Source organism: Mesobacillus stamsii, assembly GCF_030814065.1.
Taxonomy (GTDB): domain Bacteria; phylum Bacillota; class Bacilli; order Bacillales; family Cytobacillaceae; genus Mesobacillus; species Mesobacillus stamsii.
Map to the genome: position 1 here is coordinate 34,763 of NZ_JAUSUN010000008.1, position 11,666 is coordinate 46,428.

The 11,666-nt window shown below is 42.2% G+C and carries 9 protein-coding genes and 1 pseudogene; 1 reads left to right on the plus strand and 9 read right to left on the minus strand.

Features of this window, described 5'->3' with window-relative positions:
• Positions 1-22 precede the first annotated feature (22 nt).
• From J2S25_RS08460 to J2S25_RS08500, 9 genes and pseudogenes are all read right to left on the minus strand, one after another.
• Positions 23-307 (minus strand): ferredoxin family protein, encoded by a 285-nt coding sequence (locus tag J2S25_RS08460; RefSeq protein ID WP_044394200.1) that lies wholly within the window; start codon positions 305-307, stop codon positions 23-25.
• Positions 307-1,602, minus strand: coding sequence for an FAD-dependent oxidoreductase (locus tag J2S25_RS08465; protein WP_044394201.1), 1,296 nt, complete (start codon positions 1,600-1,602; stop codon positions 307-309). Before J2S25_RS08465 ends, J2S25_RS08460 begins: the two co-directional genes overlap by 1 nt.
• Positions 1,595-2,623 carry an electron transfer flavoprotein subunit alpha/FixB family protein gene (locus J2S25_RS08470; protein WP_307191680.1) on the minus strand — a complete coding sequence of 343 codons (1,029 nt, stop codon included), beginning with the start codon at positions 2,621-2,623 and terminating at the stop codon, positions 1,595-1,597. The genes J2S25_RS08465 and J2S25_RS08470 overlap by 8 nt, the downstream gene beginning before the upstream one ends.
• Before the next feature lie 27 nt (positions 2,624-2,650).
• The gene (locus J2S25_RS08475) at positions 2,651-3,478 is read right to left on the minus strand and encodes an electron transfer flavoprotein subunit beta/FixA family protein (RefSeq protein WP_044394203.1); all 828 of its coding nucleotides are present in this window, start codon (positions 3,476-3,478) and stop codon (positions 2,651-2,653) included.
• Positions 3,479-4,106: 628 nt separating this feature from the next.
• Complete coding sequence (locus J2S25_RS08480) at positions 4,107-4,346, minus strand: aspartyl-phosphate phosphatase Spo0E family protein (RefSeq protein ID WP_044394249.1); 240 nt, start codon at positions 4,344-4,346, stop codon at positions 4,107-4,109.
• 656 nt (positions 4,347-5,002) lie between these two features.
• Positions 5,003-5,266 (minus strand): annotated as a pseudogene (locus J2S25_RS08485) (DUF2087 domain-containing protein); the annotation flags it as partial.
• Between the two features lie 113 nt (positions 5,267-5,379).
• Positions 5,380-6,645: a PAS domain-containing sensor histidine kinase gene (locus tag J2S25_RS08490; protein WP_128721542.1), complete on the minus strand. Its 1,266-nt coding sequence runs from the start codon at positions 6,643-6,645 to the stop codon at positions 5,380-5,382.
• Positions 6,646-6,841: 196 nt separating this feature from the next.
• Positions 6,842-9,136 (minus strand): thiamine pyrophosphate-dependent enzyme, encoded by a 2,295-nt coding sequence (locus tag J2S25_RS08495; protein WP_044394204.1) that lies wholly within the window; start codon positions 9,134-9,136, stop codon positions 6,842-6,844.
• A complete protein-coding gene (locus J2S25_RS08500; RefSeq protein ID WP_307191681.1) occupies positions 9,123-10,148 on the minus strand; it encodes a 2-oxoacid:acceptor oxidoreductase family protein in 1,026 nt (341 codons plus the stop codon). Before J2S25_RS08500 ends, J2S25_RS08495 begins: the two co-directional genes overlap by 14 nt.
• A 349-nt stretch (positions 10,149-10,497) precedes the next feature.
• Between J2S25_RS08500 and J2S25_RS08505 the strand changes: the two genes are divergently transcribed.
• Positions 10,498-11,541, plus strand: a complete 1,044-nt coding sequence (locus J2S25_RS08505; protein WP_307191682.1) for an acyltransferase family protein — start codon at positions 10,498-10,500, stop codon at positions 11,539-11,541.
• Positions 11,542-11,666 lie beyond the last annotated feature (125 nt).

Below are 11,666 nucleotides of genomic sequence, written 5' to 3' on the forward strand. Positions count from 1 at the left end.
CCAGCTTTTGTTGGTTTCTTAATCATGCGAGCCTAAACACAATTCCGTGGCCGCCTTTTGGATACTCCCATTTGATGTTCTGGTACGGACAGCCAATCCGGCAGCTTCCACATTCATGGCAACCTTCATAGCCTACCTGCATTCGTATTCCTTCCCATTTGTAAACCTCTGCAGGGCAAAATACGGTGCAAAGCTTATCAGGGCACTGTGTCATGCAGACGTCATGGTCTAGAATGGTCAGATGCGATTTCGTGTCACACTTAAACCTTAAAAGAAATTGTTTTTCCTCGATGTTTGTTGTTGACATTATTTCACCGCCTTCCAGGCACGATAGATATCTTGCATGACCTTAAAGGATCCTTTTTCAGCCGTCACACTACGCATGATTTCCTTTTGTTTTTCTCTCTTAGATGTCCCATCTACTGTGAAGAATTTGCTCATTGCTTTGTTCATCATTGGCAGGTATTCCTTGAAGTATTGTGGGTATGTTTCAAAGGTATGTGCAGCATCCTTATACTTTTCAAGATCCTTGATGATAAAGCTTCCGAATAATGCTTCTTTATAACGATTCAGGCTACGCTCACTGAAGTCGCCATCTTTTTGGGCTTCAACAATCGCTTCCGCAGCCATTTGTCCAGATGCCATCGCCATGTTTGATCCTTCACGATGAATGGCATTGACCAGCTGGGCAGCATCTCCTACGACAAGCACTCCGTTGCCGGCAACTCTCGGCACGGAATGAAAGCCTCCCTCGGGAATCAAGTGGGCAAGATACTCAGCAGACTCTCCCCCTTCCAGATAGGGACGCACCATTGGATGCTTTTTCAAATAGTCGAGCAGCTCATATGGCTTTAGCTTTGCTTTGATCATGCTAGAAAGCGTAGTTCCTACTCCGATATTCAAACTTTCTTTGTTTGTATAAAGGAAGGCAGTGCCTAAATTTCCTTGTGTGGAATCACCAAAAATCTCAATCGTCGTACCGTGGTTTCCTTCTAGATTGAAGCGATCATTTATTTTTTCCTTTGGAAGATTGATGACTTCCATGACGGTCAGGGCAACCTCATCTGGCCGAAATTCCCGATGAAAGCCGAGTTGTTTGGAAAGCAGGGAGTTAACTCCGTCTGCCAGCACAACAACATCTGCAAATACTTCTCCATCTGGGCGGTCGGTCCTGACACCTACGACCTTGCCATTTTCAACGATACATTCGGTAACAACTGTTTCATTTATCAATAAAGCGCCTTGATCGACTGCTTTCTTTGCAAACCACTGGTCAAACTGTGCCCGCAGGACGGTAAAATTATTATAAGGTTCCTCTGCCCATTCGAGACCTTTGTAACCAAACTGGACAACCGATTCCTTATCCATCATCCAGAAACGCTGTTCTACAACTGGCCTTTCCAATGGCGCTTCCTTCCAGAATTCAGGAATGATGTCTTCCATCTGTTTTCGATAGAGGACCCCGCCCATAACGTTCTTTGATCCTGGATATTCCCCTCGTTCTATCAATAATGTTTTCAAACCGTTTTTGGCGCAGTTGAAGGCACATGATGTGCCAGCAGGGCCAGCTCCTACGACGATGACATCAAATTTTTCAGACATAGCTCATTTCCCCGCCTTTCTCTATGCTGAGCTCCTGGAACTGCTTGATCAGCTTTGGAACAATTTCCAATGCATCACCGACTATGCCATAAGTAGCGACATCGAAAATTGGTGCATTCGGATCTTTGTTAATGGCAATGATCAACTCGGAGTTTTTCATCCCTTCCACGTGCTGAATTGCCCCGGATATGCCGATGGCAAAATAAATTTTTGGAGTTACCGTTTCACCTGTCTGGCCAACTTGTTGCTCATGCTTCAGCCAGCCTGCTTCTACGACATCCCTTGTCCCGCCAACACTCGCGCCAATGACTTCTGCTAGTTCGTGAATCAACTGAAAGCCTTGGATATCGCCCATTCCTTTTCCGCCAGCGACGATGACATGTGCTTCAGCAAGGTTCGCTTTTTTTGTTACGTCCTTCACAATTTGAAGCACTTTTGTGCGCATATCTTCTTCCTTAAGTTCCAGTTCTTCTTCGATGATGATTCCTTTACGGTCTCGATCAGGCTCGATAGCCTTCATAACTTTTGGGCGTACGGTAGCCATTTGCGGCCGGTGTTGTTTGCAGAGAATCGTAGCCATGATGTTTCCGCCAAATGCCGGACGGCTTGCTTCCAACAACCTTTTCTCCGCATCTACGTCCAGCATCGTCGTATCTGCTGTCAACCCTGTGCTTAAATCGGTTGCAACCGCACTGGCGAGATCCTTTCCATTTGGTGTCGCACCATAAAGGAATATTTCGGGTTTGTATTTTTCTGCTAGTATACAAACTCCCTTCATGAACGATTCAGTCCGATAATCTTTCAAGACTGGATGGTCTACAACATAAACTTGGTCTGCTCCGGCATATATTACGTCGTTGGCTAAAGGCAAAACACCTTCGCCGAGCATCACCCCTGAAAGCGGAACTTCCAGCTTGTCTGCAAGCCTTCTGCCCGCACCCAATAATTCCAGCGACACTCCTTCGATCTTTCCGTCATTTACTTCAATGAATACCCAGACTCCCTGGTTTTCTTCTTGCATCCTTTTATTCCCCCTTAAAAATCGCAATCAAGAGTTGGCTGTATTTACTTTCAATAAATCTTTTCGTTCAAGCAAGATTTCCATCAGCTGCTCTACTTGAGAATCCGGATTTCCTTCCAATCTTTTTCCACCTTCGAGCTTAGGAGGACTGAACATTTTTCCGACAATCGTTGGAGACCCTTTTAGTCCAAGCTGTGTTTTATCAACATCCGCAAGATCGTTCACGGACCATATTACTGGTTCATACCTGGCTGCCTTGATCATGTTTGGCATCGGTGCATACTCTATGGCATTAATTTCTTTTTCCACTGTCAATAAGCAAGGAAGCTGTGATTGAAGGACCTCATAACCGTCGATTTGCTTCCGCTTAAGAAGCACTTTTTTGTCTTCCTTATTAACCTCGGAAACTTCGATAACATTTGTGATTGGCGGTATATCAAGACGCCGGGCAATTCCTGGACCTACTTGACCTGTATCCCCATCTATTGCATGCTTTCCGCATAGGACAAGGTCGATTGGCTGCTGCCGTGAAATTTTCTCGAGCGCTTTTGCCAGAGCATAGCTTGTAGCCAGTGTATCGGCACCCGCGAACGCTCTGTCGGAGATCAAATAACCTTGATCTGCGCCAATTTCAACGCTCTTCTTGATGACAGCGACTGCCTGTGGCGGCCCCATGGACAAAACGGAAATGGTACCACCTGTTTTCTCTCTGATTTTTACAGCTTCCTGAACAGCATGGGCGTCATAAGGATTCAATATCGCAGGTGCACTCCTCCTGTCCAGAGTGTTCGTCTTCGGATTGATTTTAATAATCTTTGTGTCGGGCACTTGTTTGACACATACAACAATGTGCATATTCTCCTTTTCCCTCCTTTAATTGTAAGCGATTACTTTTGGCTGTTTTCTGTATAGATCGTTCTTCTTTATAAGGTTAGTCTCGTCGATCAAAAATGGAAGGAACGAGTACATCAGAAAACAACGATTTATGAACGGCAATATTGACTGTTTCTTCTTCTGTGAAGAATTATTCAGCCATTACAGCCTATTAAAAATAAAATGCATGTAATACGATATATGTATCACATTACAAGCATAGTACCAACAAGAAAAAAAGTGAAAAACAAAGATGTGAGGATGTCAGCTTTGATAAGCATCATTCACAGTTTTAGGCTTTCTGCGACCGTAATGGACCGCTCCTTTTCGGGCAGCATTGGCTTGTCATGGAGCAAAATTGATCAATAAGTTGTTGGGGAGTGTTGTATCGTGATGATAGAAACCTTTCTATGTTAAAAATATAGAAAAGAAGCGAATAAAAATATGATAAAAATCACACAAAACCAAATTATCGTGAAATTTTGAGCAAATTATTGCAGGTTTTTGTTCTATAAATGTTTTATTAGAACGGAGATCTCATTGGTGGTATGGTAGAATTAGCCTAAGATGGAACCACCGCCTGATAAGCGGTGGCCTAATATCCATTGAACTAGTATGCCTGTGACAGGATAGATCGTTTTTTGGTAAGCAGGAGCGCCTGTCTGTACAGAATATTTGTTTTTTTTCGCTGCAAACCTATCTTCCTGCATAATATTTGATATTCATAAATCAAAGTATCAAGTTCCTGACTGTAACGTACTGCTTCATCACTTGTGAATCCATTTTCGAGGGCAACAGTTATCATCATTTCCCGGACGCGATTAATTTCGTCCATTAAAGCATCTAGCATTTGGTACACTTCTATTTTCTCCTCTACTACTTTTTGCCTTACAAAAAAATAGATTACTTGAAGAAGTATTGCAAATGCTTGTGAAAATGTAAATAGAATCGCAAAATTAGACAATTTTCATTTCAAATATTTTTTTATTCGACAAAATTTTTGGTTAGTAACCGTTCTGGTGTGGATCCTAACCATACATTTAATGTAATGGCTGAAGGCGAGGAGGTTTTGCTTAATGTTGTCCAATATTAATTGGCCCGTCATTTTGATTATGCTAGGAATTATGGCTTTGGTTATATTCACCATCGTATTCGCCATCGTCAAGTTGATTTCTATATTTTCACAAAAAAAATAGCATACGCATGGTCTGCTGTGGCTATTTCCAAATTTGTTCTAAACCAAAAGCTGTACTGATTCGACCATAGCATGAACTGTGGTCTTTTTTTTGTTAGACGAACAATCTTTTATCTGTCAGCTTCCTGCTGATAAAAGCCACTCGAACGAAACCGATCAGATAGCTTCTTGTAATCATCGGACGGCCGACCGGTGAAGTCATTCTTTGACTTCATTTGTAGGACTGAAACGTCTCGGGGAGTTAGGCGCTGGAGCTAGACAATTCTCGCTTCCCTAAATCTGTAGCAGTTTTATTGGCGAAGATAGATCCATCACTCCGGTTTTTCCCACATTTCTTCCGAGTTCAATTGATAAATCCCATTTTCGCGATTCATAAAGGAATGGATGATGAATTCCCGCCTGATGGTAGCATAATCGTCATGAAACTTTTTAATGTACTCGTTCAGCTCTTTTTCTGGGTATTTCTTATCTGCTTCCAAACCACGGACCATGTATTCAAAAACCATCAGCTTCTTCTTCCGTTGGGCGGGTATATTTTTTAATTTGCCGTCTTTTGTCATGAAATTATCAATGACTTTCTGCCTTTCGATGTTCTGATCGGTCAATGTTTCCACCTTCTCTTCTTTTTTCAAATGGTTGACTCCGTCAGTTTTATATGCAACTCGTTAAATCGGAATCTAATGATCCTTTAATCAGATGTTCCTTCAGTGATTGGCAAATACAAATGAAAAGTAGTCCCTTGTCCCAGTTCGCTTTCCACTTCGATCGTGCCCCTATGTTCTTCCATAATTTTGAAACTAACCATTAGTCCGAGACCTGTTCCGGTTTCTTTTGTTGTGAAGAATGGTTCCCCAATCTTTTCCATGTTAGCAGCGGAGATTCCCTCTCCTTCATCCTTAATGGAAATATGTATTTTATTACCTGGTGCGTTACTGACTTCAATGTATACGAATCCACCTTTTGGCATGACTTCAATCGCGTTTTTTATGATATTGATAAACACTTTTTTTATTTGATTTGGTTCGCAAAAAAGCTTCGGTAAACTGTCGTCATAAAATGTCTTGAATTGAACGTCATGGAGAACAGCCTGCGCTGTCAGTAGATCAACCGTTTCCTTCATGATTTTCGCTATATCTTCTCTAACATACTTAATAGCCTGAGGCTTGGCAAGAATGAGAAACTCATTAATGATCGAGTCAATCCTCTGCAATTCAGACTTGATCACCTGGAAATAAAGAGAATATTGGTCACCAGAACTATTTTCTAGCAGCTGGATGAATCCTTTGAGTGCTGTCATTGGATTGCGAATTTCATGGGCGATTCCGGCTGCCAATTCTCCTAGTATATTCAAAGTGTCGGAGTTTTGCAGCTGTGCTTCCATTTCGAGTTTTTCCGTAATATTCCTGAAGTTTATCAAATTCATACTGTTTTCCAGATGCCGATTGGCTGTGTATTCTAAATGCCTCAGCCTGTCATCATCATAAGGAATCGTAATCCTTCCATCCAGCCTTCCTTTTCGCAGTAGTTCTTCCATTTTTTCATCAAGAAATGTCTCGGTTAAGCCTAGCCTTACCAAAAGCCTTCGAAAATTTTTTTCTTCCAGGTCTTCGGGCTTCAATCCCAGCTTCGATATACCAGAGGAATTGATCTCATATTGCTGGCAATTTTCATCCCAGAGAATCATCCCATCATATGAACTCTCAAAAATTTTCCTGAACTTTGCTTCGTTTTTTCGTATTTCCTGTTCCATCCGGTATCGATCACGGAATAAGCTTTTTACTAAAACCTCTTTGCTGAGAATCTTTTCATTAAAAGCAGTTGGAGTAGAATTTGCAGCCACATCGAGTTCATTCTGATCTTTTACGATTTCTTTTAATAAGGAATTTTCTTGTTTTAATGCGGCTATTTTTTCCTTCAGTGCCTTAATTTCATCCGGTTTGTTAGCACTATCCACCAGAAAGCCTCCTTGTCGGTTTCCTATTACTAGTGATTTCTACATTGAGGTTAAAAATCCCTTTATTTCGTGGTTTTTTCCCGGTATTAACGACACTTTTTGCGTAAAACCTAGCAGACTATCCAAAATAAAGAAACTGAATACTATATTTATTCTTTCTTAAAAAAAAAGCCGAGAATCTCGGCTTTTCCTTTTTTTATAGATATTCATTTTCGTGTTTGGCCTTTAGACGCTGCCATCTTTTTTCCACTTCTGTTTCGAATTCGATCAGCATGTCTTTGTTTTCTTCTGTTAACAAGTGCTTTGTTTTTCCCATGTATTTTAGCCAGTCTGACAAAGGAATTTTCTTGTTTTTCGCTTCAGGGTCATATGTTATGTTCGTAACCCCCTGCTCAACTTCATACAGCGGGAAGAAGTTGGAATTGACAGCTGCTTCGACGATTGTCTGTCCATAGCGATCTTCTGACTTCCAGTTAAGCGGGCATGTGATCAAAAGCTTGCCATACACCGTTCCAACATTTTGGGCATACCATTGTGCCTTTGCCGCCTTTTTCAAAAGATCCTGCGGGAACGCCTCTGTACCTGTGAAAACGTAAGGTATATTGGTGGAAGCCATGATTTGGGCAGTATCCTTATGATGGAACGCTTTGCCTTTTTGGGCCTTCCCTACATTCGAAGTGCTAGTCATATGTCCAAACGGCGTAGAATAAGAAAGCTGAGAACCCGTGTTCATATATCCCTCATTATCATATTCCAGCATGATCAGCTTGTGGCCGCGAAGCGCTGTTCCGATTGCCGATCCCATGCCGATGTCCATGCCGCCATCACCGGTTACCATTACGAATGTGGCATCTGCTGACACTTCGATTTCACCGCGGCGCTTTAATTCTAGGAAAGCTTCGAGCGTTCCCGACAAAGTTGCCGCCCCGTTTTGGAACAGATTATGGATCGTCGTCTGTTTATGGGAGGTGTGAGGATACGCAGTTGTAACAACATACGCACAGCCTGTTTGGAATAGGATGACAAGATCTCCTTCTATGCCTTTGAAGAACATTTCAAGGCCGCCGAAAATTCCGCAACCAGGGCAAGCGCCATGACCGGATGCGATCCGTTTTGGCTTTGAAGTCAGCGCCCTTAATGGTGGAATTTTAACATTCAATTTGTTTTTCTCTTCATCCCTTGTTACCTGGATCAATCCAGACTTATACACATCACCATGCTGCGGCTCAATGACAGGCTTTAGAATTTTTTCAGGTTCGCCCGAAATATGACCGTAGTAGTCAAACGGTTTTTCGGCGTAGCCTTTTTCCATAGCTTCCATTGCCATTGCGAAAAATGCTTCGGCATCATCTGCATAAAAGTCCTTCCCGCCCAAGCCGAACACTCTGCTTAGGACGATCGTTTCATTACTCTTGTCTTCCTGAAGTGCGGACTTGATTTCATGTGTCAGGTTTGGACCATGACCGCCATAAGAATCAGCTCTTTCCCCAACGAGAAGAGATTTCACATTCTTTAAAGCTTCCCTGATTTCCTGAGCAGGGAAAGGACGGATGATGTTAGGGCTGACGACCCCAGCTTTGATTCCTTTCTCCCTAAGCCTGTCGACAACATCCTTGGAAGACTCTGCAGCTGAGTTTAACAGAAATAACGCTACCTCCGCATCTTCCATTTTATAGAGATCGAGAATATCATAACTGCGTCCTGACAATTTTGCATATTCTGCAGTCACTTCTTTAAAAACATCTTTCGCCCTGTATATCGCTTCTGATTGCTGGAAGTGGTTGTTGATCAGGTCATCGCCATTCATATGCGCTCCGATCGTTAACGGCTTCTTTGGATCTCGGGCAAAATTGTATTCAGTCGGTACCTCTCCAACGAATTTTTGGACGACTGCACGGTCTTTGAAATATTTCACCTTCCGCTTTTGATGCGACGTAAAGAAGCCATCGTAAGCAATCATCACCGGCAGGCGGACATCAGAATGCTCCGCTATTTTCAGCGCCATGATATTCATATCATAAACTGCCTGTGGCGTTCTTGCTGTAAGAATTACCCATCCAGTATTAAGGGCAAAATACAGATCCGAATGATCACCACGAATATCTAACGGACCGCTGATGGACCGTGTAACAAGATTCAGTACCATTGGATACCGTGTGCCCGATTGGACTGGAAGCTGCTCTAGCATATACATCAAACCGTTCGCGCTTGTTGCGTTGAATACACGCGCTCCTGTTGCTGCCGCTCCATAACAAATACCAGCTGAACCATGCTCGCCATCTGCTGGGATCAACTTGATATCATGCTCGCCCCTTGCTTTCATCAAATCGAGAAACTGGGCAACTTCGGTAGACGGAGTAATCGGAAAATAACCCATTATATGGTAGTTAATCTGTGCCGCGGCCATTGCCGCCATTTCATTTCCCGATTCAAAAGTGGTCACCTGTTCTGCTGTGCTCATTGCTTTTGCGTTCTCTTCAAGAATGGACATTAAGATACCCCTCCATCACATAAGGATAATTTTGTTTTACTTGGTTTTCCTCAGCATAGCCAATCATTTCCCTCAATTCGCTTAATGCCGTTGTCGGACATGCTTCGACACATTTCAAGCAACCTTTGCAATATTGATAGTCGATTCCCTTTAAAAACATTTGCTTACGGCCTCGTTTGTCCTCACCTGCTTCCCAGACAAAGCAGTAATCAGGGCATGCAGTGTCACATGCCGCGCAGTTGATGCAGGCTGCCTGGTTGAATTGTGGCAGGAATCCTTGTCTGGAACCGCTTAAATCTTTGAGAATGCTGTTTGCCTGTGCAGTAATGACTCCGCCGAGTTCCTGTGTTTCATATCCAAGCAGCGGTATCGGACGCTTGAAATCCTTGCCTTGCGCTCCTTGTTCAGACTCGTATGTTTTAAAGTGGACCTCGTTATAGCCTCTTTCGAATGTCCTGATGTTTGATTCCACAAAATGCGGGTATTTCTTTTCGAAAGTTTTCCGGATTACATGCTTCATTGCTTCAGGATCTAGGAAGTCAATAATCCGGTATAAAGCTCCAAGCATTGCTGTATTCACTTTTGTCTTTTCCTCGACTGCGATGGACAGTGCATCGACAATTGCCAGTGTTCCATATTGCAAATGGAGGTCTTGTTTGATTTCATCAAAATCACGTGTTGAATTAACAAGCAGAATTCCATCCGGGCGCAAGCCACTGACAACATCTATTGTTTTGTACAATGCTTCATGGAAGACACCAACAACATGAGGCTCTTCTATCGGACTATGAACCCTAATTTCTGTTTCCGGATCACAAAACCGGACAAAGCTTTTCACCGGTGAACCTTTCTTCTCCGAACCATACGAAGAAAAGTTGGAACCGTTCAGCCCAAGACCGAGCACTCCTGCCTCAGCTAGCATTTTTCCGGCAAGGTTTGCGCCAAGTCCTCCAATCGATTCAAGTCTGATCTCATAAAACCCAAGTTCATTTTTCTTTGATAAGATAGACATAATCTCCCTCCCCAATTTTCATGTTAAGGTAATTGAATGTTACCATTCCCCATCTTTCATTTTATCGAAAGCAAGAAAAGAAAGCTGTGACATATATCAAACATTTGAATTTTTTTATTGCAACACACTTAAAAACAACTCGCCTAATCCATATGGTATAATGATTTCATGATATATAACAGAACGAAAAATGTATCAATACAGTATTAAGTCCTTAATCAGTTACAGTCTGCTGAATCAAAATTCATTTCCTTATTTTTTCATATATAAACTGCTTTGGTTTAGCATCATTCTTAATCGGGTAAAACAAGGGGAGTCTTTTTCGGGGGTCTCTAATTAAGGGGGAACTATGAAACAGCGAGATTACTATTATGACAATGCAAAGTTCATCTTGATTTTTTTCGTCGTCTTTGGCCATCTGCTGCGATCCTTTATCGAGGACAATGAAATGATCTACAATATTTATAAAGTCATTTATACTTTCCATATGCCGGCCTTCATCTTGGTTTCTGGCTTTTTTGCACGAGGCTTCAATAAAAAGGGATACGTTAAGAAGATCGCCCAAAAATTAATTCTACCTTATTTCATTTTCCAGCTGATCTATTCAATTTTTTACTATTTTCTTTACAGTAAATCGACCTTTACAATCGATCTGCTGAATCCTCATTGGTCCTTATGGTTTTTAATCAGTTTGTTTTTCTGGAATCTGATGTTGATTGGCTTTGCTCGGCTTAGCGCAACCACAGGCCTTTTGATTGCTTTTGGAGTCGGCCTTGGCGTTGGATATGTCGACTGGATATCCAATTATTTGAGTCTTTCTAGGACCTTCGTCTTCTTTCCGTTGTTCCTGCTTGGATACCATTTAACGAAGAATCATATCCAGGCTCTGACGAGACCTTCGTTTAAAATTGGCGCGCTCCTTTCCTTTACAGTTGTATTTTTAGGCTTTTACTTCCATCCCGAGATTGACTATAAGTGGCTTCTTGGGTCAAAGCCCTATTCCATGATGGAAGCTGCAACGATTTCAAGCATGTTTACGCGCTTAGGCTTTTATTTATTGAGTTTGCTGATGGTTTTCAGCTTCCTGTCGATTGTGCCTAAGAAACAATATTTCTTTACTGAACTTGGGAAAAATACACTCTATGTGTATTTACTGCATGGATTTTTCATCCGGACTTTCCGCGAAAGCGAGGTCCAGAATTTTTTCCATAGTCCCGAACGGTTTATCCTCCTGGTATTTATCGCCTTGGTGCTTACTTTCATCCTGTCAAGCAAGTACACAGCTGCCCTCGCCCAGCCGTTAATTGAATTTAAGACATCAAGGATCAACCGGCTCAAGACCAGAATTGCTGCAATCGTACGCCTCTATCGCCGAAAGCGTTTGAGCCAGTAATGACATTGAATTGAATGTTGAGAGCCATTCTGTGAGAATGGCTCTTTCTTTTTTAAAAGTAGGATTTTAGCCTGTCCTTTTTGCCAATACTGAGATATAATTGGAAGTTGACTTACGGAGGATTA

Bases quoted from the DNA above. Each gene is read 5' to 3' on its own strand.
- J2S25_RS08460 (WP_044394200.1), bottom strand. From the start codon at position 307: ATGTCAACAACAAACATCGAGGAAAAACAATTTCTTTTAAGGTTTAAG.
- J2S25_RS08465 (WP_044394201.1), bottom strand. From the start codon at position 1,602: ATGTCTGAAAAATTTGATGTCATCGTCGTAGGAGCTGGCCCTGCTGGC.
- J2S25_RS08470 (WP_307191680.1), bottom strand. From the start codon at position 2,623: ATGCAAGAAGAAAACCAGGGAGTCTGGGTATTCATTGAAGTAAATGAC.
- J2S25_RS08475 (WP_044394203.1), bottom strand. From the start codon at position 3,478: ATGCACATTGTTGTATGTGTCAAACAAGTGCCCGACACAAAGATTATT.
- J2S25_RS08480 (WP_044394249.1), bottom strand. From the start codon at position 4,346: ATGCTAGATGCTTTAATGGACGAAATTAATCGCGTCCGGGAAATGATG.
- J2S25_RS08495 (WP_044394204.1), bottom strand. From the start codon at position 9,136: ATGTCCATTCTTGAAGAGAACGCAAAAGCAATGAGCACAGCAGAACAG.
- J2S25_RS08500 (WP_307191681.1), bottom strand. From the start codon at position 10,148: ATGTCTATCTTATCAAAGAAAAATGAACTTGGGTTTTATGAGATCAGA.
- J2S25_RS08505 (WP_307191682.1), top strand. From the start codon at position 10,498: ATGAAACAGCGAGATTACTATTATGACAATGCAAAGTTCATCTTGATT.